Raw genomic sequence first — 24404 nt, 5'->3', positions numbered from 1 at the left:
TTCAGTTGCGCAGGTCTTGGGGCAGCAGGCCGACGGGAAAGTTCTGGTAGGAAACAGGGCGGAGAAACCTGCGGATCGACATGGTCCCGACGCTGGTCGCGCCGAAATTGGTCGAGGCCGGATAGGGGCCGCCATGAACCATGGAATCGACGACCTCGACGCCGGTCGGGAAGCCATTAACCAGCAATCTGCCCGCCTTCCTTTCGAGGATCGGCAGCAGCTCGCGGGCAAGACCAAGATCGGCGTCGTCCATATGGATCGTCGCGGTCAACTGTCCCTGGAAGCTTTCGGCAAGGGAGAGCATCTCTTCTTGCGAGCCGACGCGCACCACGAGGCCGAGAGAGCCGAACACCTCTTCGCTGAGCGAATGATCGGCAAGCCAGGCCGAGCCATTGGTCTCGAACAGGTTCGGGGCTGCATCCCGGCCAGCGCTCTTTCCAGTGAGAACCGGTGCGACTGCATTGCTTGCCCGCATCCGATCGACACCGTCGTGATAGGCGGTGGCGATGCCTTGAGTCAGCATCGTCTGCGGCGCCACCTTTTCAAGCGCCGACTTGGCAGCGCCGGCGAACCTGTCCGCCTCCGGCCCATCGACCACGACGGCAATACCGGGTTTGGTGCAGAACTGGCCGGCGCCAAGCGTCAGTGAGCCGGCCCAGCCTGAACCGATCGCCTCCGCCCGGGCAGCGGTCGCGGCCGGCAGCAGGAACATCGGATTGACGCTGCCGAGTTCCCCGAAAAACGGGATCGGCTCTGGACGCTGGGCGCAAAGATCGAACAGCGCACGACCACCGACCAGCGATCCGGTAAAGCCGACGGCCTTGATGGCGGGATGCGTCACCAGAGCCGTGCCGACGTCGCGGCGCCCGCCCTGGATCAGGCTGAAGACGCCAGCCGGCATTCCGGTGCGTTCGACAGCAGCGGCGATCGCCTCGGCAATGATCTCACCGGTGCCGGGATGGGCTGAATGTCCCTTCACCACGACCGGGCAGCCGGCAGCAAGCGCGGCTGCCGTATCGCCGCCGGCCGTCGAGAATGCCAGCGGAAAATTCGAGGCGCCGAAGACGGCGACCGGGCCGATCGGCCGCTGTACCAGGCGGATCTCGGGCCGCGGCGCCGGTTGGCGATCCGGTTGCGCCGCATCGACGCGCGCGTCAAGATGCGTACGCTTGCGGATATGCTCGGCAAACAGCTTGAGCTGGCCGGTGGTGCGAGCGCGCTCGCCATTCAGCCGGCCCTCCGGGAGCCCGGTTTCCTGAGTTCCGATGAGCGTGACGGCCTCGCCACGTCTGTCGATCTCCTCGGCGATCGTCTCAAGGAAAATGGCGCGCTCCTCGCATGTCTTTGCTGAAAACGCCGCAAAGGCACCCTCGGCAGCGCGGCAGGCGCGGTCGACCAGATCGGTCGTGCCGACGGCGAAGTCATGCGCCGGGCCGTGCGCCGGCTCGGAGCGAAATGTCGTCGTTCCGGCAATCCACTCGCAGGCGATGAAATGTCTGCCTGAAGGGGTCCAGCTCATTGTTATCCTCCTCGGCGGAGCCTCGCTCCGCCCTGATGCGGTGATCCGTTGTCCAAGATGCCGGCTTTAGCGGCCATTCACCTTCCGCCATTCGGCAAAGAGCGTCAGGTTGCTTTCGTCGGTGGCCGGATAGAGGCCGATGATCGTATGTCCTTGCTTGACGCGCTCGGTGACGAAATCCTCGTAAGCGGTCATTTCCACCGCTTCGTCAGCGATCTCGTCGGCGATCTCGGCCGGGATGACGATCACGCTGTCGTCGTCGCCAACCATGATGTCGCCCGGGAAGACCGCCACATCGCCGCAGCCGATCGGCACGTTGATGTCGATCGCCTCGTGCAGCGTGAGATTGGTCGGGCTGGAAGGACGATTGTGATAGGCGGGAATATCAAGGCCACCGATCGTCACGGCGTCGCGGAAACCGCCATCGGTGACGACGCCGGCACCGCCGCGCATCATCAGGCGGGTAATCAGAATATCCCCGGCGGAGGCTGCTCGCGGATCCTTGCGGCTGTCCATCACCAGAACATGGCCGTCGGGGCAGGTCTCGATGGCAAGCCGTTGCGGATGTTTCGGGTTTCGAAAGACGTTCATCGCGTTGCGGTCCTCGCGCGCCGGCATGTAGCGCAGCGTGAAGGCCGGCCCCACCATATTGCGGCCCTTCGGCTGCACGGGCCGAACATCCTGGACCGTCTGATTTCTCAAGCCGCGCTTGAACAGCGCCGAGCAGAGGGTCGCGACCGAGACGCCCATCAGCTTTTCACGGGTTGCGGGGTTCATATTTCCTTCTCCTCGTTCAAATTCAGCCGCCGAAGCTGCGCGTTTCCACTGTCCAGTCACGGGCTTTGCCCGTCAGGCTGCAGCCAAGCCCCGGACGTGCGGGCACGATCATCCGGCCGTCCTTGATGTCGAGCTGCTCGTTGAACAGTGGCGCCAGCCAATCGAAATGCTCTACCCACGGCTCGTGCGCATAGGCAGCCGCCAAGTGCAAATGGATTTCCATGGCAAAATGCGGCGCCAGGCGCAGGCGTTTCGCCTCGGCTTGCGCGCAGATGCGCAGAAAGGGCGTGATGCCGCCGACACGCGGCGCATCCGGCTGAATGAAGTCGACCGCATCGGCGCGGATCAGGGCCATATGTTCGTCGGCGCTTGCCAGCATCTCGCCGGTGGCGATCGGCGTGGCGAGTTCGCGCGCCAGTGCCGCATGGCCCTCGGCGTCATAGGCATCGAGCGGCTCTTCGATCCATTCGAGATTGAGCGGCTCGACAAGCCGGCCGAAGCGCAATGCCGTCGTGCGATCCCATTGCTGGTTGGCATCGACCATCAGCGGCACACGGCCGTCGATATGGCTGGTCACGGCATCAAGCCGGCGAAGATCGGCCATCGGGTCCGGCTGTCCGACCTTGATCTTGATGCCGCCGATACCGGCGGCGATCGAGTGATCGATAGCATCGCGGATTTCCTCGACGCTCGACGACAGGAAGCCGCCTGAAGTGTTGTAGCAGGCGACGCTGTCGCGATGGGCGCCTAGCAATTTTGCCAGCGGCAGGCCTGCCCGTTTCGCCTTCAGGTCCCAGAGGCAGATGTCGATGGCGGCAATGGCCTGCGTCGCAATGCCGGAGCGGCCGACCGAGGCCCCGGCCCAGCAGAGCTTGTCCCATATCCGTGCGGTATCATTGGGGTCTTCGCCCATCAGGTTGTCGGCGATCTCGCAGGCATGTGCATAAAGAGCGGGTCCGCCCGCCCGTTTCGAGTAACTGAAGCCGAGACCGCTATGGCCCGCTTCGGAAACGATCTCGCAAAACAGAAACGCCACCTCCGTCAGCGGCTTCTGCCGGCCCGTCAACACCTTGGCGTCGCTGATCGGCCGCGCCAACGGCAGATAAGCAAGCGACAGGGTGACCGATCGGATGGCGTCCAGCTTGGACGGGCCGGCGGCGAAGCCAGCCTTGGGCGGTTGTGCGGGGATCGAGCGTCGATTGGGATCAAACATCGTGGTTCCTCAATTGATAGCCGGTTCCGGAGTCTTGCCACCGAATTCCGTCGTCAGGAAGTCGAAGTCGCAGCCTTTGTCGGCTTGCTCGATATGCTTGGAGAACATAAAGCCGTAACCGCGCTCGTAATGTCGCGTCGGCGCCACCCAGGCGGCCCGTCGGGCTGCGATCTCCTCTTCGGAAGCCAGCATATTGAGGCTGCGTGCCGGAATATCGAGCTCGACCATGTCCCCGGTTCTCAGCAATGCCAGCGGCCCGCCGATGTAAGATTCCGGCGCGGCGTGCAGCACGCAGGCGCCGAAACTCGTTCCGGACATGCGCGCATCCGAAATGCGCACCATGTCGCGCAGGCCGAGCTTCAACAGCGCCTTCGGCATCGGGATCATGCCCCATTCCGGCATGCCGGGCCCGCCCTGCGGGCCTGCATTGCGCAGCACCAGCACCGTGTCCGGCGTCAGCGGATAATCGGGATCGTCGATGATCTTCTTCATCTCCGCATAACTGTCGGCAACCAGGGCCGGGCCGCAATGGCGATGGAATTTTGGGTCGCAGGCCGCTGGTTTGATGACCGCGCCGTCAGGACACAGGTTCCCCTTGAGCACTGCCAGCGAACCTTCGTGATAGACCGGGTTCGACAGTGGCCGGATAACGTCCTCATTGTAGATCTTCACCTGGTCGAGGCCGTCCACCAGGGGTTTGCCCGTGACGGTTATCGCGGTCGGATCGAGTTTGTCACCGAGCTGCTTCATGAGCGCCCGCAGGCCGCCCGCATAAAAGAAATCTTCCATCAGGTAGGTCGAACCAGAAGGCCGAATGTTGGCAAGAACAGGGGTCGTGCGACCGATGCGGTCGAGGTCATCGAGCTCCAGCTGGATGCCGGCGCGTCGCGCCATGGCAATCAGGTGAATGATCGCATTGGTGGAGCAACCGGTCGCCATGGCGACGGTGACAGCATTGTCGACGGCCGCCGGCGTTATGATCCGGTCGGGGGTCAGATCCTCCCACACCATATCGACGATGCGGCGACCGCAGGCGGCCGACATGCGCTGGTGGTTGGCGTCGGCTGCCGGAATCGAGGAGGCGCCCGGCAGTGTCAATCCCATAGCCTCGGCGATCGCTGTCATCGTCGACGCCGTGCCCATGGTCATGCAATGGCCGTAGCTGCGGGCAATTCCGCCTTCAATGCCCTGCCACTCCTCCTTGGTGATCGTGCCGGCACGCCGCTCGTCCCAGTATTTGAATCCGTCGGTGCCGGAGCCCAGGCTCTTGCCGGCATAATTGCCGCGAAGCATCGGGCCGGCAGGGAGATAAACAAAGGGAATGCCCATGCTGACCGCACCCATGACAAGGCCCGGTGTCGTCTTGTCGCAGCCGCCCATCAGAACGGCGCCGTCGACAGGATGGCTCCGCAACAGCTCCTCGGTCTCCATCGCCAGCATGTTGCGATAGAGCATCGTGGTCGGCTTGACGAAATTTTCGGAAAGAGAAAGAGCAGGCAGCTCCATGGGAAACCCGCCCGACTGAAGGATGCCGCGCTTCACCCATTCGGCGCGTTCGCGGAAATGCATGTGGCAGGGCTGGGCATCGGACCAGGTGTTGATGACGGCAATGATCGGCTTTCCCTGCCAATCCTCCGGCGCATACCCCATCTGCATGGTCCGCGACCGGTGACCGAACGAGCGCTGATCATCCGGCAGCATCCATCGGGCCGACCGCAGTTGCTCGTACGTTTTCCTCGCGGTCACGGCTTTCTCCCACCATTTTGCTTGCTGCTCTACGAATTTCTCCAACTAATATTTTAGTTTGCCATATATATCAACCGCAACTTTGCATTCTTGTGCATTAGGTCACGTAAAGCTATGAATGGTGTAAAAGGATTTGCCTCACATGAATTCTCAGTTCGCTTCCACATTCGGCCTGACCGCACCCGGCTTTCCAGTCGCGGCCGGCAGCACCGTCCAGCGGGTCTATGATGATCTGCGAAAGCGCATCATCACCATTCAGTTGCCGCCGGACACCACGCTGTCGCGCACCGAGCTGACGGAGACCTATGAAGTCAGCCAGACGCCCATTCGTGACGCGTTACAGCTTCTCAAACAGGAGGGCCTGGTTCGTATTTACCCGCAGTCCCGCACTGTGGTGACCAGGATAGACGTCCTGCAAATCTACGAAGCGCATTTCCTTCGTGTCGCGCTGGAATCGGAAGTCTGCCGCCGCCTCGCGACTGACCCGGATCCGGATCCGAGCGTCATCACGCGCGCCCGCTCGATCATAAAAATGCAGTCGGCGGTCGCCGATGACGTCGATCAGATTGCCATCTTCCAGGAGCTCGACGAGCTCTTTCACCAGACATTGTTCGCAGGCGCCAAGCGCAGCAGCCTCCATCAACTGATCCGCGAGCGGTCCGGCCATCTCGAGCGCATTCGACGTCTGCATCTGCCCGAAAAGGGCAAGATCATGAGCATCCTCGATGGTCACCACGCCATCATCGACGCGATTGCCGCTCGCGACGAACAGGGGGCCGTCGATGCGGTCCGCGAGCATCTCAGCCGCACAGTCGCAAAAGTAGAAGAGCTCAGGAAGGAGTTCCCGGACTACTTCGTCTGAACCTGCCGCGCCGCAGGTTTCCGCCGGGGTCAATTGACCGGCGTCAGCAGCGGCCTGCCTGCGAAGAAGGCGGCAAGGTTGTCGAGCGTGAGTTGCGCCATCCTGTCGCGCGTTTCCTCGGTGCCGCTGGCGTGATGGGGATAGAGCACAACGTTATCGAGTGCTGCGAAGCGCCGATCGGGATTGGGTTCGTTGAGGTAGACATCGATGCCGGCAGATGCGATCCGATTTTCCTGCAAGGCGCGGATCAAGGCCGGCTCATCGACCACGGTGCCGCGGGCAATGTTGATGAAGCTGCCCGTTGGTCCGAGCGCATTCAGCACCTCTGCCGAAATCAACCCTTCGGTCGAGGGCCCGCCCGGTGTCGCGACGATCAGGATGTCGGCCCAGTCCGCCAGTTTTACCGGCTCGTCGAAATAGGCAAAATCATTGTCGGCTTTTTTCGTCCGCCCATAATAACCGACCGCCAGTCCGACAGCTTCGCATCGCCTGGCAATCGCCATGCCTATGCGGCCGAGACCGACGATCCCGGCTTTCTTGCCCGACGTCGATGTCGTCAGCGGCATCATGCCCTTGTGCCCCCAGTCGCCGGAGCGCACATAGCGATCACCTTCCGGCAGGCGCCGGCGTGCCGCCAGCATCAGAAGCAGCGCCATGTCGGCAACGTCGTCGCAAAGCACCTCGGATGTGTTGGTGAGCTTGATGCCGCGCCGCGTCATCGCCTCGACGTCCATCTGGTCGTAGCCGGCCGAGGAACAGGCGGCCAGCTTCAGTGCCGGCAATTTCGCAAGCAGGGCTTCATCGATCGTCACATGGCCGTTGCAGACCAGAGCCGTGCAGATCGGGCCGGCTTTGGCCAGGAGAGCATCGCGTTGCCCGCCTTCTGCAAGATCCAGCCGGTGCAGCGTATAGGTCTCCTCCAGCACCGCCATCTGACGGGACCGGAGCGGATAGGCGACGATGACATCGGGCTTCATACGGAAACGAGTCCTTCCTGTGTGAGACGTGCGGCGCGTCGGGTGGCCTGGACCTCGGGATCGGGATCGAGGCCGGCGGCAAGCAGCGCCTGGGTGTAGGGGTGGGATGGCGCGTTAAATATCTGGCCCACCGGCCCCTCCTCGACAATCTCGCCGGCCTTCATGACGATGACACGATCCGCGAAATCGCGAACCACCGGCAGGTCGTGTGCAATGAAAAGGTAGGACAGGCCGAATTCGCGACGCAGACCCTCGAGCAAGGCAATCACCTGTGCCTGGATCGACACGTCGAGCGCTGAAACCGCCTCGTCGCAGATGATCAGTTTCGGCTCCATCGCCAGCGCGCGGGCAATGGCGATGCGCTGGCGCTGGCCGCCCGAAAATTGATGTGGATACCGGTCCGCCATATCCGGCTTCAGGCCAACCTTGACCAGCAATTCGGCCACCCTCTCCTTCCATCTCGCTTTCGGCAGGATATCCGGGTGAATGACCCAGGCCTCGGAAATCAGCCTGAACACGGTCATCCGCGGGTTGAGCGACTGCGTCGGGTCTTGAAAGACCATCTGCAAATCCCGACGCAGCCCGAATATTTCCCTCGGGCTCATCGCAAGCAGATCATTGCCGCGGTAGAGGACCTGACCCTCCTGTGGGTCGTCAAGGCGAACGATCGCCCGGGCAAGCGTCGACTTACCGGAACCGCTCTCGCCGACAACAGCGACCGTTTCGCCGGGCATGATGACGAAGTCCACGCCTCTCAGTGCCTGGAATGCGCCAAAACTCTTCTTCAAGCCGATGGCGCGCAGCAGCGGTTCGCCCTGCCGGTCACGCTCTTGCGCCATCGCGCCCTTCCCAGGTGCGGCGGCAATCAGCTTCTTCGTATAGGGGTTCTGCGGGTTGCGATAAACTTCGGCGGCATTGCCGGTTTCGACGACGCAGCCGGAATTCATCACCACGACCCGGTCGGCGATCTCTGCAACGACACCAAGATCGTGCGTGATCAGCAACAGGCCCATTCCGGTTTCCTGCTGCAATTCCTGCAGAAGTTCGAGCACTTGTGCCTGCACCGTAACATCAAGCGCGGTGGTCGGTTCATCCGCAATCAGGATTTCGGGCTTGCAGGCGATCGCCATGGCGATCATCAGCCGCTGCCGCTGCCCGCCGGAGAACTGAAACGGGTATTTTCGCATCGCCGCCTGCGGATCGGTGATGCCCACTCGCTGCATGAGTTCGAGCGCCCTGGCACGGGCCTGCTCAGCGGACTGACCATGCGTGGTCATCATTTCGGTGATTTGCCAGCCGACCGTGTAGACCGGATTGAGATGCGCCAGCGGATCCTGAAAGATCATGGCGATCTTGGCGCCGTTGATCGAACGCCGCTCCTCAGGCGTCATTTTCAGCATATCGCGCCCATTGAGGAGGATGGTGCCGCCGGTGATCTTGCCGGGTGGCATATCGATCAGGTTCATGATCGCCGAGGCGGACACCGACTTGCCCGAACCGCTTTCCCCGAGGATTGCCAGTGTCTCGCCGCGATCGAGATGCCAACTGACATCTTGCACTGCCTTGACGGAGCCACTGGCGGTGTGAAACTCGACCGAGAGGTCGCGCACTTCCAGAAGATGTTCAGCCATTTTTCCTGCCCCTCATTTCAAGGCGCCAGCGTTGCGTTGGATTGAGCGCGATGCGCAGCCAATTTGACAGAAGATTGAGCGACAGCGTCGTCAGGATGATTGCAAGGCCCGGCCAGAAGGACAGCCACCAGGCATTGGTAAGGTAAGGCCGCCCTTGGGCAACCATGAGGCCCCAGGTGATTTCCGGCGCCTGAATGCCGATCCCAAGGAACGACAGCGAGGATTCCGCCAGCATGACGAAGGCGAAATCAAGCGTCCCAATGGTGACCAGCGTCGGGAAGATCACCGGCAGGATGTGATGAAAGACAATGCGCCGGGACGATGCTCCCATGACTTTCGCCGCCTGCACGAACATCCGCTCGCGCACTTCCAGCACTTCGGCGCGGGTGGTGCGCAGATAGATGGGAATGCGGGTGATCGCCAGGACGAGGACGATATTGGTGACCGAGGGTTCGAGCATATAGAGCACGATCACCGCCAGAAGCAGCGACGGAAAGGACATGATGACGTCGCCGAGGCGCATGATCCATTGAGCGGCGGAAGAGCGGCTATAACCCGCCACCAGTCCGAGCGCCGTGCCAACGATAGAGGATGCAAGCACCGCCGCCGCAGCAATCAGGATGGTGTTTTGCGCCGCGACGACGACGCGGGCAAGCAGCGGCCTGCCCAGCGCATCGGCTCCAAGGACATAAAGCCATCCGCGGGTAATATCGAAGGGCGGCGCGTTTCGGCCCCGCAGGTTCTGCTTGGTGGCGATGCCCTCCAGCAGAAACGGGCCAAACAGCGCGCAGAGAAGAACGATCAGGAGGAATAGAGCGGCGAAGAATGCGAGCTTGTCCGCCCACAGCATGGTCAGCCAACGCCCGATCGGGCCGCTCGGTTTTTTCTCGATGAGGATTTGTGTGTCGGTCATCGTCATCGCTCAATACCGGATACGCGGATCGAGCAGCGCATAGGCAATGTCGATCAACAGGTTCATGATGAAGATCGCCAATGCCGAGACCATGATGACGGCCAGCACGACGGCGAAATCGCGAAGGAGGATGGAATCGATCATCAGCTTGCCTATTCCGGGAAAGCCGAACACCGTCTCGACGACAACGGCACCGTTCAAGATGGCCGCCGCCTGATCGCCGATCACTGTGATCACCGGCAGCATGGCGTTGCGCAGTCCGTGAATGAAGATGATCGAGTTCGAACGCACGCCCTTGGCGCGCGCCGTCTTCACGTAGGCGGAAGACAGCACGCTGATCATCGAGCCGCGCACCACCTGCAGGATCAGGCCGAAGGGCCGGATGAACAGCACGCTGACCGGCAGGACCCAGTGCCAGAACGTTCCCGTTCCCGATGTCGGCAGGACATGCAGTTTCACGGCGAAAATGACGATTGCCACGATGGCAAGCCAGAAATCCGGGGCGGCAGCGCCGATCAGCGAGAAGAAAGTGGCAAGACGGTCGAAGACCCCGCCGACGCGAAACGCCGCGAGCGAACCAATGACGATCGCAGCGACCGTGACCAGCGCCATGGTGATGACAGCCAGCCAGAAGGTCCAGACGAAGGCCTCCAGCACGACATCCATGGCCGGACGGGCCTGGCGCAGGGACTGACCGAAATTGCCTTGGGCGAGATCCGCGACATAACGGCCGAACTGGATGATCAATGGGTCGTTGAAACCGTTCATCTCACGGAATTGCTGGCGCATTTCCGTGGTCGCGTCGATCGGCAGATAGAGGTCGGTCGGGTCGCCCGTCAGCCGGGAGAGGAAAAAGACGATGACGATAAGCACCACGAGCGATACGCCACTGGCGATCGCACGCTTGCCGATAAAACTCTTCATGCCACTCCTCCCGAGTGAAACCCATACGGACCGTCAGGTCTGGTCTTCGCGTGTTTCGAAGCCCGCCCAGTCATGCCCTTTCCGGCGACAGGCGTGAACTAAAATATTAGTTCATCTAGAATTTTTGTGAACCCCCTTTCTCAAAATCGTCAGCTCTTATCAAACGGCGGCTTGCGCCGCCACGCCATACCGCCCGTTCCAATGATGGTCGCGCCAATGATGACCGCGGCACCAATCCATGTCTGTGCGGCCGGAACCTCCGAGAAAAACAGGAAAGCTATGAGTGCTACGACCGGCAGCCGGAGAAAGTCGAGCGGGGCCAGAACGCTTGCAGCCGCCATACCGAAGGCGCGGGTGATCAGCGTCATGTTGAATGCGCCGAGCGCCCCTTGTATGGCGAGCAGCCCGAGTTGGCTCCAGGTCGGCATCGACCAAACCGGCACCATGACGATCAGGCCAAGCGGCACCGTGGTAGTGAGATTCCACGCAACCAGCCGGTCCGCGCTATCCCTCAACGCCATGCGCCGAAGCATCAACTGGCTAGCAGCCGTCAAGACCGCTCCTGCAAGGGCAAAAAGCAGCCATTGGTCGAAACCTGACGCTCCGGGGCGAATGATGATCATCACGCCGATAAAGCCTGCGGCGATGCCGGCGACGCTGGAGACGCCGACGCGCTCCTTGAGGACAAGCCATGCACCGAGAACGAGAAACATCGGCATGGTGAAATTAATCGCCGTGGCATCGGCCAGTGGCGCGTGCGCAAAGGCGATGAACAAAGCAACCAGTGAGGCAAGCTTCAGACCCGCACGCACGGCGTGCAGAACACGATAGGGAGAGGCTTTCAGACCGACTCGGGACACGATCCACGGCGAGACGACAAGAAGTCCGAAAAACGAGCGGAAAAAGCCGATCATCAAGGGATGCACGTCGCCGGCCAGCAAGCGCACAATGATGGCGTCAAGACTATTCAAAAAGGCGGCGGCCACCATCATGCAGACGGCAAGGCCTGTGCGACCGGGCTGCATCACGCTTCTCCTGATTGAACGATGTGGGCTCTGCCAATATCGGACGTTCGATACGGCAGCGCGTTGAACCAGCAATCCATCAGAAATAAGAGCCTTCCTGGCGTGCAGGTGCCAGGATCGCTCAACTCATCAGGGATGGGCATCGCTATCTGTCGGTCGCGCGATCTGACGGTCTTATCTCGATCCCTCGCCCGGCGTCCACACTAAAATACAAATATATTAGTTTGAAGGCGACAACTGCCATATCCCATCGAGAAACTAGGCTTGATGACACTCGACGGCACGTGACGATGATGGGGGCAGCTGGGAACTCGAAAGCCGGGAGAGCGCCGTCGATGGAATACGCTTTCAATTTTAAAAATACGGCCGGCTGAACTTCGTCGTCGACTTTTCCGATTACCTTAATCGGATGCCGTCAACCTATTCAGACGGGTCGAAAAGCCTGACAATCCGCGCCACGCCGGAAAAGCCGGTTCCCTTTCCGATGCCCAAGACCGACGAAAGCTGACCACTTCGCACGATCCCGGGAAGGAAGCGATTTCCAGGAATTACTCTAAAGCTCATCGCTGCGACGTCTCACGGCGTGCTTCAGAGCCATCATATGTCTTCGCCGCTCCAGCACATAGTCGGCATAGCCGAAGCAGATGAACAGCAACGTCGGACCGGCGTAGATCATGATGAGAGCCAATGCGATAAGGATGAATGCGGTCGTCATGGTCTTGTTTCCATCATATTGGTCGCGCCGCATCTGAAGCGGCGAAAGCGGACAGGCTTATCTCGGCGATCCCTGTCCTTATTCCTTGAAAATTCGCCGGCTTCGTATTCGTTCCCTGCCCGATCGATTTCCATACGCGCGGCAGGCCCGATCGAACGACAATGGCGAAGCTGGCGGTTCACTCGACCTCGATCACCCCGGCCTTTCCTCTCGCATCACCGCTCCCACGCTCTCGAGCAGCGGACTAGTCGTCAAATCCTCGAGCCAAACCGATAGCTTCGGCTTCCAGTTCGGATAGCTGTCGCTGGTGCCTGGAACGTTGGTTGGCTTTTTTTCGTCGGTGAGATCGGCAAGCCGAACCGCGACGAGCAACGACGGAGTCCGCGCAATGAAGCGATAGGCGCTGACGGTCAGTTCCCTCAGCGTTTCCTCACTCACCCTTGCGGAAGCAAGGCGGGCCGGCAGATCGAGGCCGGCAACCTTGAAGGTGGCCTTCAGGTTCCTCCGCTCGTGCTTGCGGTGTTTGAGATGTTCTTCGGTGAGATCGGGCGGTACGATACCGTGTTTACAACGGTCCCGAATGTCGGCGCCGCGCCACCAGCCGGCAAGGGTCTGGTGGTCATGCGTCGAAATGCAGGCGAGCGCGAGGACGGGATAGGCATCGGCCGGCTTGAAGCCCTTGTCGTCCTGTTCGTAGGAAAGGATCCGGTAGGAGAGAATGCCGGCAGCGGCTAGATTGTCCTGCAATCCTTCCGGGATCATTCCCAGGGACTCTCCGATGACGAGGCATCGGTGTTCGGCGGAAACTTCGGCGAGGATCTGTAGCAGCCGATCCTCGGGATAGCGGACATAGGCGCCGCTCTCCGGCCTGTCGCCCAACGGAACCAGGAAAAGGCGACGGATTGCCGGCGCGTGATCGATGCGAATGGCGCCCGCGTAGCGCATGGCGGTGCTGACCATGCGTCGATACGGCGACATCTCCCCTGCGGCAATTTTTGAAGGCAGGTATCCAGCGAGGTGCCAGTCCTGGCCGTCGACGGCGAATGGATCGGGAGGGCTGCCGATGGTGGCCTGGGAGACATAGATATCCGGCTCGCTCCATGTCGCCGAGCCATCGACCGCTTCCCCGACGGCAAGATCAAGATAGAGCCCGATGCGCAGCCCGGCCTTGCGCGCTCGATCTGCTGCCTGCATCAATTGCCAGTGGGCGAGCCATTGTAGCCACATGTGGAAACGAACATCGTCCGGGTGCTCGCGTTCAAAATCGGTGACGGCAGCGCTGTCGACGCGCTGGAACTCGGCTGGCCACCGTTGCCAGCCGGCGCCCGCTCCGCGCTCGACCATGTAAAACGAGAGGCATTCGAACAGCGCATGCAGCCGCAGGCTGTCGCCGCCTTGCGCGACAAAGGCGTCGAAATCGGCCGGGCCGTCAGAGGCGGCCTTGCGACTGACACGACCCTGGCGCCATGCCGACCAGAGATCACGAAGCGCCCCAAGCTTGGTCCGCGCGACGCCGATGTAATCGACGAGATCGGATTGGCGAAGGCGCTCCAACTCCCGTTCGAGTTCGCGACTGCTGGCAAACCCCGGCACCTGGTCGACTGCGATATAGAGCGGGTTGAGATGCTGACGGCTTGAGGGTTCATAGGGGCTGCAACGGTCGGGATCGGCGAGGAACGGCGCGTGAAGCGGATTGAGTCCGATGAAATCGGCCCCCAGCGATCCCGCCAGATCGGCCATATCAGCCAGATCCTTGAAGTCTCCTATGCCCCAATTGCGTGCCGACCGGAGTTCGTAAAGCTGCAGGCTCACGCCCCAGACCCGTGTGTCGGACAGGAAATCCGGCAGAAATGACACCGGGATCTTCCCGCGCGCCGGCTTCGCTTCCCGCCGCGGCGCGCCAGTCTCACCCGTCCTCGTCAATTCGATGTTCAGTGCAGAGAGTATGTTGCGCTTGGTCTCGGCGGAAATCGCCACTTCCCGGCTCTCGGGGCTGGGTCTTGTCGGGCTGATGCCGTGGAGCCGGGCGAGCTTATCGAGCTCAGCGGATTTCATCAGTCGATCCTTTCCTCGCACCGCCGTCACGCTTTGCTCATGCTCCAGATCACCGTCCAGGGCGCGAGATCGCCGCCGTCGCTGCCGAGACGGAATATCGTCTCGGCGTCACCCTGTTGCGGGTCAAGCGGCAGTGCCGCCTCGCTGCCTAGGTTGGCGCGCAGATGAAGGTGCCGGCTCTCCGCAAGGGTCCAATCCACCGCGATCGCGTTTCCCGCCGAGCGGTAGACCGCGCTTCCGCCGGCCACACCCTTCAGCAAAGGAACGATCTTCCGATGCCGGAGGTCGAGAAGTGTCCGGTAATACTCAAGCACGTCAGAGGTAGTGCGTTTCGACCAATCCAGTTTGGCGGCCGCAAAGGTCGATGGCGCCGTCGGGTCGAGAAGGTCGTCGGCGTCGAAGCCCGGCAGACGCGAAAGCTCCTCGCGACGGCCTTTCCTGACCTTCTCGTTCAGATCCTCGTCGAAATCGCAGAAAAAAGGAAACGGCTCCTCCGCACCCCATTCCTCACCCATGAACAGCATCGGTATCTCAGGCGCCAGCAGATAGATGGCGATGACGGCCTTGACGGCATTGGCCGGGCTCGAGGCCAGAACCCGATCGCCGAGCGCCCGATTGCCGATCTGATCATGGTTCTGGATGAAGGAAATGAAGGCGGTCGGCGGCAGGTGGCCACTCGGTCTGCCGCGGCCTCCTCCGCGATACGACATATGTTCGCCCTGGAACACGAAACCTTCCGCCAGCGCTCGGCCGAGCTTGCCAGCGTCGCCAGCGTAATCGGCATAATAGCCGAAGGTTTCGCCGGTCGCCGCGATATGCAGCACGTGGTGGACGTCGTCATTCCACTGGGCTGTGAACAGCTTCGCTTCACCTTTTTCGTCACGCTTCAACAGGTCGCTGTCATTCTCCTCGTTTTCGACGATCAGATGCACATGCCGATCGCTGGCCGCGGCCCTGACGCGGTGGGCAAGCTCGTAAAGAAGATGCTCGTCGCTGTCGTCCTTGATCGCGTGAACGGCATCGAAGCGGAAGCCGTCGAGCCTGAATTCGGTGATCCAGTAAATGGCGTTCTCAATGACAAATTCGCGGATCATCTGCGATCCGTCGCCGTCGTAGTTGATGCCATGGCCCCAGGGCGTCTTGTGATGGTCCGTAAAGAGCGGCGCATAGGAGGGGATATAGTTCCCATCCGGCCCGAAGTGATTGTAGACCACATCGAGGAACACCGAGATGCCGCGCTGGTGCGCTGCATCCACCAGCGCCATGAAATCTTCCGGCCGGCCGTAACTGCTGTCGGGAGCATAGGGAAGCACACCGTCATAGCCCCAGCTATAACGACCCGGGAATTCACTGAGCGGCATGATCTGCAGCGCCGTAATGCCCAGCTCTCGCAGATGATCGAGCCGCTCGATCGCCGCCCTGAAGCTGCCCTCCGGCGTGAAGCAGCCGATGTGCATCTCGTAGATAACCATCTCTTCCCAGGGCCGGCCAGGCCAGTCGCTCGTGTTCCAGCGATAAGAGGAAAGGTCGACCACCTCACTCGGACCATGCACATCCTGCGGCTGGAACCGCGAGGCGGGATCGGGAATTTCAAGGCCGTCCGGCAGGACGAAGCGATAGCGCGTACCGGCATGAGCATTCGGAACTATGCACCGATGCCAGCCGTCTTCGGCCGCCTGCATCGGGCGCGGATCGGCGCCTTCGATCTTCAACGACACGCTTTCATGCAGAGGAGCCCAGAGGCGAAACAGAATGCCGTCTTCGATGAATGCGGGGCCGAACGTCATTTTGGTCAAGGGAAAGCCTTCGGTGAGTGGGGATAGATTTATTTAACTTTTGCGGGAGCAAAAAGTTTCGTCCGCAATTGGACACGCGAAAGCGGCAACGGTCGCGGGGATGACCGCACTGCTCGCCTTGGTATGTTTACGCTTCGATCGTCAGGCCGCCGCGACCTTGCCGGAGAGCGCCTGATCCATGGCCGCCTGAAGCTGTTCCTGCGTGAATGGTTTCTTCATCCGCAGCATCCGGCCGAGGCCATGGTCTTCGGAAAATTCGGCATAGCCCGAGGCGAGGATGATCGGTAGGCCCGGGAAAGCCGAGCGGAGGTGGCGCGCAAGCTCGGCGCCTGTCATACCCGGCATGGCATGATCGGTAATGACGAGATCGCAATCCTGTCCGCCGGCAAAGAATTCCAAGGCTTGGGAAGCGGAGGACACTTCCTGCGGCAGGTGCCCGAGATCCTCCAGCATCGCCACGGTTCCCGTCCGGACAAGCGGGTCGTCGTCGACGACGAGAATGGCAAGCGGCCGCGACGCCGGTTTCAGAGGCTCCGTCGCCGGAGCCTCGACGACCGGCTGCACCTCGACGAAAGTCTCGGCGACGGGCAGCCAAAGGGATACGGTCGTGCCGCTGCCCCTGGCGCTCGATATCTGGATCGAGCCCCCGGATTGCGCCGCCAGACCATGCACCATCGACAGGCCGAGACCGGTGCCCTTGCCGACTCCCTTGGTGGTAAAAAACGGTTCGGCGGCACGCGAGACCGTTGCTTCGTCCATCCCTTCGCCATCATCCGACACCGATATTCTGATGTAGTTGCCGCCGGCGAGACCGGCTGGCCGGCCCTCTTCGGCGGCCGCCGCGGCAACCGTTACGGCTCCGCCGCTTTCGAGTGCATCGCGCGCATTGACGAACAGGTTGAGCAGCGCCAATTCCAGTTGGTTGCTGTCCACCAGAATGGGCGCCAGATCTGCCGGGATGCGCTTGCGGATTTCGATGCGCGGCCCGACCGCCTTGGCGAGAAGATCCTCGACGTTTTCGAACAGCCTGAGGAAGTCGACCGCCTGCGGCTTGAGCTCCTGGCGGCGTGCGAAGGCAAGCAGGCGCTGGGTCAGCGCCGTGCCGCGCTCGGCCGCCTGGATCGCATTGGTCAGCAGCCGTTCGCTGCGTTCATCCACCGGAAGCCGCTTCTTCAGAAGGCCAAGGCTGCCGAGCACCGCCATGAGAAGGTTGTTGAAGTCGTGCGCCACCCCGCCGGTCAGGTGGCCGATGGTGTCGAGCTTCTGCGCCTCGAACAGTTGCGCCAACGCCTCCTCGCGCTCCCGCGTCCTTTGATCGATCCGGTGCTCGAGCTCCTCGTTGAGCTCCCGCAACTGGGCGGCCGAGGCTTCGAGTTCGGCAGTGCGTTGGCGAACCCGGGCCTCCAGCTCCGCATTCAGGCGCTCAAGTTCCCGTGTCTTCCTGTAGAGATCGGCAAAGACCCTGACCTTGGCTCTCAGCACTTCGGGCACGATCGGCACGGAGACGTAGTCGACCGCGCCCACCGCATATCCGCGCAACCGGTCGGGTTCGGCCAGCATCACCGCGGAAACGAAGATAATCGGCGTATCTTGATACCGTGGGTGCTGCCGGATCATGCTGACCAGCTCGAACCCATCCTGTTCAGGCATGCAGACATCGACGAGGATCACCGCGATTTCGGTGCGCAATAGATGCTCGAAGGCTTCGCGCGCCGACTGCGCCTTAATGAGGTTTTCTTCGAGCTCGTCGAGGATGACCTCGTAACTCAGAAGCTTGGCGGGTTGGTCGTCGACGAGGAGGATGTTGACGGGGTTCATGGCCAGGTCCTCAGCGGTGCAGCCACATGCGAAGGGCCGACAGAAGCTGTTCGGTATTGACCGGCTTCGCCAAGTAGTCGGAAGCGCCCGCTTCCAGGCATTTCTCGCGGTCGCCCTTCATCGCTTTGGCCGTCAACGCCAGGATCGGCAGCCGCCGGAATCGTGGCTCCGAACGGATGACCTGCATCGTCTCGTAACCGTCCATTCCAGGCATCATGATATCCATCAGCACGATTGCGACAGAGGGTTCATTGTTGATGACGTCGATGGCTTCGCTGCCGGTCGTTGCTGTCAGCACCCGCATTCCCCGGCGCTCGAGCACGCTGCTCAGCGCGAAGATGTTGCGAGCATCGTCGTCGACGAGCAGCACTGTCTCGCCGACGAGATCCTCGTCCGAGCTGTGCAATTCCTGCAGCGTCGCCTGTTTTGCAGGCGGCAGGTCGGCGAAGACCCGGTGCAGAAATAGAGCGGTCTCGTCGAGAAGACGCTCCGGAGACTCGACGCCCTTCACGACGACGCTTCGGGCCATGCTGTGCAGCATCGCATCTTCCTCAGGTGAAAGCTCCCGGCCGGTGAATACGACCACCGGAACCTCACCGATCTCGGCGTCGTCGCGTATTTTCTCCAGTACGTCAAAGCCGGACATATCCGGAAGGGAAAGGTCGAGCACCACGCAATCCGGCGGATCCTGCCTCAGAGCGTCGAGTGCTTCCGATCCGGAGCCGACGCTGGTGATGTCGATGTCGTCATGTCCGAGAAGGGCAGTGACGCTCAACCGTTCGGCCTCGTTGTCTTCGACGAGCAACAGATGCTTGCGGCGCGGTTGCGCATAGGCTTTCAAACGCGACAGCGCCTTGCCGAGGCCCTCCGGCGTCGTCGGCTTGCTCATGAAGGCGAAGGCGCCGCGGGTCAGCCCATGCTGGCGATCCTCATCGAGACTGATGATCTGCACCGGGATATGCCGCGTCTGCGGGTTCTGCTTGAGCTGGCTGAGCACCGTCCAGCCGAGCATATCGGGCAGGAAGATGTCGAGCGAGATCGCCGCCGGCCTGTAGTCCTGCGCGAGTGCCAGCGCATCGCCGCCACGCATCGCCACCAGAACCTTGAATCCATTGTCACGGGCGAGATCGACCAAGACGCGGGCGTAATGTGGATCATCCTCGACGATGAGCAGCACCGAGTCACCGGCCGCTATCCGATGACGATCGTCTTCAACATGTTCGGTTGGTTTTTCGGCACGGCGGATTGCCGCGGCCTCGGCAAATTCCACGACATTGGCCGGTGGGACGGATTTCGGCGCAACCGCGCCGGCACCGACATAGGTAAGCGGCAGATAGAGGACGAAGGTGCTGCCGACGCCGGGCGTGCTGCGGAGCTGGATTTCACCCCCCAAGAGGTTTGCCAGCTCGCGGCTGATCGCCAGGCCAAGGCCGGTGCCGCCATATTTACGGCTTGTCGAGGCATCCGCCTGCTGGAACGCTTCGAAAATGATGCGCTGCTTTTCCGGGGGGATGCCGATGCCGGTATCGACGACTTCGAAGGCGATGACGGAGGGCGCGTGCCGGAGCGACGGATGATCGGGCGACCAGCCGCTTTCTGCCAACCCGACGCGAAGCGTGACGCCGCCCTGCGCGGTGAATTTGAAGGCGTTCGACAGGAGGTTCTTGAGGATCTGCTGCAACCGCTTCGAATCCGTAATGATGCTCTTGGTAATATCGCCACCGACCTCAACCGAGAACGACAGGCTCCGATTTTCTGCCTCATGCCGGAATGGCCGAGCCATCATCTCGAGCAGGTTGCTGACGAAAATCTCCTCGGCATCGACCGAGACCGTTCCGGACTCGATCTTCGACAGGTCGAGGATATCGCTGATGAGGTTCAGGAGATCGGTTCCAGCGCCGTGGATGGTCTTGGCGAACTCGACCTGTTTTCCCGACAGGTTGCCATCCGGATTTTCCCCCAGCTGCTGGCCGAGGATGAGGATCGAATTCAAAGGCGTGCGCAGCTCATGCGACATGTTGGCGAGGAATTCGGATTTGTACTTCGATGTTAGCGCCAACTCGGTTGCCTTTTCCTCCAGCGCGCGCCGGGCCTGCTCGATCTCCTGGTTCTTCGCCTCGACTTCGACGTTGCGTTCTTCCAGCTGCTGCGCCTTCTGCCCGAGCTGCTCGTTGGTCTGCTGCAACTCGCGCTGCTGCGTCTGCAGCTCGGCGGCAAGCTGCTGGGACTGTTTGAGCAGGCCTTCGGTCTGCATGGTCGCTTCGATCGAGTTGAGCACGATGCCGATCGACGTCGTCAGCTGGTCGAGGAATGACAATTGCAGCTCGGTGAATTCGCCGGCGGAGGCAAGCTCGATCACCGCCTTCACCTGCCCCTCGAAATGCACCGGCAGCACGATGGCGCTTCTCGGCAGGGTCGTGAACACGCCGGAGCTTATCGGAACGACATTGTCGGGAAGATCGGTGACCAGGATGCGGCGGGCGTCGCTGGCACACTGGCCAACCAGTCCCTGGCCGAATTCAAGCCGTGCCGGGTGCGCCGCCTCGACCCCTTGCGCATAGACAGAGAGCAGCGACAAGACCGGCTGCCGTTCATCGGCATCCACCTGGTAGATTACCCCCTGGTGCGCGCCGACCAGCGGCGCCAGCTCCGAGAGCAGCATCTTGCCGACCAGCGTCAGATCGCGCTGTCCCTGCAACATATTGGTGAAGCGCGCCAGGTTGGTCTTCAACCAGTCCTGCTCGGTGTTACGCTCGGTGGTCAGCCGCAGATTGTCGATCATCGTGTTGATGTTGTCCTTGAGCTCGGCCACTTCGCCGCGCGCGTCGACCTTGATCGAGCGCGTCAGGTCGCCCTTGGTGACGGCGGTCGCCACTTCGGCAATGGCGCGCACCTGCGTCGTCAGGTTGGCGGCAAGCAGGTTGACGTTGCCAGTCAAATCCTTCCAGGTCCCCGCCGTGCCCGGAACATTCGCCTGGCCGCCGAGGCGGCCTTCCACGCCCACCTCGCGCGCCACCGTCGTCACCTGATCGGCGAAGGTCGCGAGCGTGTTGGTCATGTTGTTGATGGTTTCGGCGAGCGCCGCCACTTCGCCCTTGGATGCGACGGTGAGGTTCTGCTTGAGGTCGCCGTTCGCCACCGCCGTCACCACCTTGACGATGCCGCGGACCTGCTCGGTCAGGTTAGCGGCCATGACATTGACGGTGTCGGTCAGGTCCTTCCAGGTGCCTGCCACTCCAGGCACCTGCGCCTGGCCGCCAAGCTTGCCTTCGGTGCCGACTTCGCGGGCGACGCGCGTCACCTCACCGGCAAAAGCGTTCAGCTGGTCCACCATCGTATTGATGGTGTTCTTCAGTTCGAGGATTTCACCCTTCACGTCGACGGTGATCTTGCGCGACAGGTCGCCGCGCGCCACCGCCGTCGTCACTTCGGCGATGTTTCGAACCTGGGTTGTCAGGTTGGCGGCGAGCAGGTTGACGTTGTCGGTCAGGTCCTTCCAGGTGCCGGCGACGCCCGGAACGACCGCCTGACCGCCGAGCCTGCCATCGGTGCCGACTTCGCGCGCCACACGGGTCACTTCGCCGGCAAAGGATCGCAGCTGATCGACCATGGTATTCAGCGTATCCTTCAACAGCAGGATTTCGCCGCGCACGTCGACGGTGATCTTGCGCGACAAGTCGCCGTTGGCGATCGCGGTCGCCACCTCGGCGATATTGCGCACCTGCGCCGTCAGATTGCCGGCCATGGAATTGACGCTGTCGGTCAGATCCTTCCAGGTGCCGGCCACACCGGAGACCTGCGCCTGGCCGCCGAGCTTGCCTTCGGTGCCGACCTCGCGGGCTACACGCGTCACTTCACCGGCAAAAGCGTTCAACTGGTCCACCATGGTGTTGATGGTGTTTTTCAGTTCGAGGATTTCTCCTTTCACGTCGACGGTGATCTTGCGAGACAGGTCGCCACGCGCCACCGCCGTTGTTACTTCGGCGATGTTTCTCACCTGGCCGGTGAGGTTGGAGGCCATGGAATTGACGTTCTCGGTCAGATCCTTCCAGGTGCCGGCGACACCTGGCACCTGCGCCTGGCCGCCGAGCTTGCCTTCCGTCCCGACCTCGCGCGCGACGCGCGTCACTTCGGAGGCGAACCGGTTCAGCTGATCGACCATGGTGTTCAGCGTTTCCTTGAGCTCAAGGATTTCACCCGAGACCGACACCGTAATTTTCTTCGACAGGTCGCCATTGGCAATCGCAGTCGAGACCTCGGCGATGTTGCGCACCTGCGCCGTCAGATTGCCCGCCATGGAATTGACGCTGTCGGTCAGATCCTTCCAGGTGCCGGCAACACCGAGCACGTTGGCCTGGCCGCCGAGCCGCCCTTCGGTGCCGACCTCGCGTGCCACACGCGTCACCTCACCGGCAAAGCCGTTCAGCTGATCGACCATCGTATTGATGGTCTCCTTCAGCTCGAGGATTTCCCCCGATACGGTGACGGTGATTTTCTTGGAAAGGTCTCCCTGAGCGACGGCGGTGGCGACTTCGGCAATGTTGCGCACCTGTCCCGTCAGGTTGGAAGCCATGGAATTGACGCTGTCGGTGAGATCCTTCCAGGTGCCGGCAACGCCGCGCACATTGGCCTGGCCGCCGAGCCGGCCCTCTGTGCCGACTTCGCGGGCCACACGGGTCACTTCCGAAGCAAAGGCGTTCAGCTGATCGACCATCGTATTGATGGTTTCCTTCAGCTCAAGGATTTCACCCTTCACGTCGACGGTAATCTTCTTCGACAGATCGCCATTGGCAATCGCGGTCGAGACTTCGGCGATATTGCGCACCTGCGCCGTCAGGTTGCCGCCCATCGAGTTGACGTTTTCGGTCAGATCCTTCCAGGTGCCGGCAACGCCGCGTACATTGGCCTGGCCGCCGAGCCGCCCTTCCGTGCCGACTTCACGGGCAACGCGGGTGACTTCCGAGGCAAAAGCGTTCAGCTGATCGACCATCGTATTGATGGTCTCCTTCAGCTCGAGGATTTCGCCCGACACCGTCACCGTGATCTTTTTCGACAGGTCGCCATTGGCGATCGCGGTCGAGACCTCGGCGATGTTGCGCACCTGTGCCGTCAGGTTCGACGCCATCGAATTGACGTTGTCGGTGAGATCCTTCCAGGTGCCCGCGACACCCGGCACCTGCGCCTGTCCACCAAGCCGGCCTTCGGTGCCGACTTCACGCGCTACGCGCGTCACCTCGCCGGCAAAGCCATTGAGCTGATCGACCATCGTGTTGATGGTTTCCTTCAGTTCGAGGATTTCGCCGGAGACGTCGACGGTGATCTTGCGCGACAGGTCGCCGCGCGCCACGGCCGTCGTTACCTGGGCGATGTTGCGGACCTGGGCTGTCAGGTTGCCGCACATGGCGTTGACGCTGTCGGTCAGGTCCTTCCAGGTGCCGGCCACGCCGGGCACCAGGGCCTGACCGCCGAGCTTGCCCTCGGTGCCGACCTCCCGGGCGACGCGCGTCACTTCCGAGGCGAAGGACCTCAGCTGGTCGACCATGGTGTTGATCGCTTCCTTCAGTTGCAAGATTTCGCCGCGCACGTCGACGGTGATCTTCTTAGAAAGGTCGCCGTTCGCGACGGCGATCGTCACCTCAGCGATATTTCGCACCTGCGCCGTCAGGTTCGAGGCCATCGAGTTCACGCTCTCGGTGAGGTCTTTCCAGACGCCCGTCACCTCCGGCACCTGCGCCTGCCCGCCGAGTTTTCCGTCGGTGCCGACCTCGCGCGCCACACGCGTCACTTCCGACGTGAAGACGCTGAGTTGCTTGATCATCGTGTTGACGATATCGGCCGAGCGTAGGAATTCGCCTTTCAGCGGTCGCCCGTCGACATCGAGCGGCACGGTCTGCAGCAGATCCCCCTTGGCGACCGCAGTAATCGTGCGGGTGACGGCGGTCGTCGGCCACAGCAGATCGTCAATCAGACCATTGATCGAACCTTCCATCTCGGACCAGGAACCGTCCGACAGGCCGAAGCGCACCCGCGTGCTCGTCCGCCCGTCCCGGCCGACGACTTCGCCGACATGCTCGAGCTGCTGGGCCATGCGCTGGTTGGTAGCGATGATGTCGTTGAGAGCGTCGGCGACCTTGCCGGTAACGCCGGTCAGATCCGCTCGCATCCGCACGGAAAAGTCGCCCCGCCTGACGGCGACCAGCACTTCGAGAAGCGCGCTGGCATCGTCGAATGCCATGGTTTTATGGTCGTGCCCATTGACGCCGTCTGCCGCAACGACATCGCGCGAAAATTCACTGGTCTGCTTGCTCACGAAATCCCCCTTGTTCGACTGGAGTTAAATTAGTGCTCAAGTGGAAAAAGGGTATGGCTGAGGCGCGCGGTTGCAGAGATCGACGTAATGGGCATCAGCCGTCAAACTTTGCCTGCGCTGGAA

15 protein-coding genes are annotated in these 24404 nt (G+C 61.7%); 1 reads left to right on the top strand and 14 read right to left on the bottom strand.

All coding sequences use genetic code 11. From position 1 onward, the window contains the following. Position 1 precedes the first annotated feature (1 nt). The 4 genes from HJB83_RS21020 to araD form a co-directional block, all read right to left on the bottom strand. The gene (locus tag HJB83_RS21020; protein WP_221132558.1) at positions 2–1519 is read right to left on the bottom strand and encodes an aldehyde dehydrogenase (NADP(+)); all 1518 of its coding nucleotides are present in this window, start codon (positions 1517–1519) and stop codon (positions 2–4) included. Positions 1520–1585: 66 nt separating this feature from the next. After that, positions 1586–2296, bottom strand: coding sequence for a ribonuclease activity regulator RraA (locus tag HJB83_RS21015; protein WP_207584717.1), 711 nt, complete (start codon positions 2294–2296; stop codon positions 1586–1588). A gap of 22 nt (positions 2297–2318) precedes the next feature. Then, on the bottom strand, positions 2319–3509 hold the full coding sequence (locus HJB83_RS21010) for an L-talarate/galactarate dehydratase (protein WP_221132557.1): 1191 nt from the start codon (positions 3507–3509) through the stop codon (positions 2319–2321). Between the two features lie 9 nt (positions 3510–3518). Beyond that, positions 3519–5255, bottom strand: coding sequence for an L-arabinonate dehydratase (gene araD, locus HJB83_RS21005; RefSeq protein WP_221132556.1), 1737 nt, complete (start codon positions 5253–5255; stop codon positions 3519–3521). Between the two features lie 142 nt (positions 5256–5397). On the opposite strand from araD, the gene HJB83_RS21000 reads away from it, so the two are divergent. Beyond that, positions 5398–6117 (top strand): GntR family transcriptional regulator, encoded by a 720-nt coding sequence (locus HJB83_RS21000; RefSeq protein ID WP_207584714.1) that lies wholly within the window; start codon positions 5398–5400, stop codon positions 6115–6117. 29 nt (positions 6118–6146) lie between these two features. Here the strand turns inward: HJB83_RS21000 and HJB83_RS20995 are convergent, their stop codons facing one another. From HJB83_RS20995 to HJB83_RS20950, 10 genes are all read right to left on the bottom strand, one after another. Then, positions 6147–7094 carry a 2-hydroxyacid dehydrogenase gene (locus tag HJB83_RS20995; RefSeq protein WP_221132555.1) on the bottom strand — a complete coding sequence of 316 codons (948 nt, stop codon included), beginning with the start codon at positions 7092–7094 and terminating at the stop codon, positions 6147–6149. Next, complete coding sequence (locus HJB83_RS20990) at positions 7091–8725, bottom strand: ABC transporter ATP-binding protein (protein WP_207584712.1); 1635 nt, start codon at positions 8723–8725, stop codon at positions 7091–7093. The genes HJB83_RS20995 and HJB83_RS20990 overlap by 4 nt, the downstream gene beginning before the upstream one ends. Then, a complete protein-coding gene (locus HJB83_RS20985; RefSeq protein WP_207584711.1) occupies positions 8718–9644 on the bottom strand; it encodes an ABC transporter permease in 927 nt (308 codons plus the stop codon). Before HJB83_RS20985 ends, HJB83_RS20990 begins: the two co-directional genes overlap by 8 nt. A 3-nt stretch (positions 9645–9647) precedes the next feature. After that, positions 9648–10562: an ABC transporter permease gene (locus HJB83_RS20980; protein WP_207584710.1), complete on the bottom strand. Its 915-nt coding sequence runs from the start codon at positions 10560–10562 to the stop codon at positions 9648–9650. A 149-nt stretch (positions 10563–10711) separates the two neighbouring features. Next, positions 10712–11587 (bottom strand): DMT family transporter, encoded by an 876-nt coding sequence (locus HJB83_RS20975; RefSeq protein WP_221132554.1) that lies wholly within the window; start codon positions 11585–11587, stop codon positions 10712–10714. Positions 11588–12140: 553 nt separating this feature from the next. Next, positions 12141–12302 (bottom strand): hypothetical protein, encoded by a 162-nt coding sequence (locus HJB83_RS20970; protein WP_207584708.1) that lies wholly within the window; start codon positions 12300–12302, stop codon positions 12141–12143. A gap of 192 nt (positions 12303–12494) precedes the next feature. After that, on the bottom strand, positions 12495–14357 hold the full coding sequence (gene malQ, locus HJB83_RS20965) for a 4-alpha-glucanotransferase (RefSeq protein ID WP_221132553.1): 1863 nt from the start codon (positions 14355–14357) through the stop codon (positions 12495–12497). Between the two features lie 26 nt (positions 14358–14383). Then, on the bottom strand, positions 14384–16144 hold the full coding sequence (gene treZ, locus HJB83_RS20960) for a malto-oligosyltrehalose trehalohydrolase (protein WP_259671376.1): 1761 nt from the start codon (positions 16142–16144) through the stop codon (positions 14384–14386). 150 nt (positions 16145–16294) lie between these two features. Beyond that, positions 16295–17971 carry a response regulator gene (locus HJB83_RS20955; RefSeq protein ID WP_221132551.1) on the bottom strand — a complete coding sequence of 559 codons (1677 nt, stop codon included), beginning with the start codon at positions 17969–17971 and terminating at the stop codon, positions 16295–16297. Between the two features lie 10 nt (positions 17972–17981). Beyond that, on the bottom strand, positions 17982–24281 hold the full coding sequence (locus tag HJB83_RS20950; RefSeq protein WP_221132550.1) for a HAMP domain-containing protein: 6300 nt from the start codon (positions 24279–24281) through the stop codon (positions 17982–17984). Between the last annotated feature and the right edge of the window lie 123 nt (positions 24282–24404).

The organism is Rhizobium sp. NZLR11, from assembly GCF_019685115.1.
In the GTDB taxonomy this organism is placed as follows: Bacteria; Pseudomonadota; Alphaproteobacteria; order Rhizobiales; family Rhizobiaceae; genus Rhizobium.
Note: the sequence above shows the minus strand (reverse complement) of the source record. Positions and strands in the feature narration are given on the sequence as shown.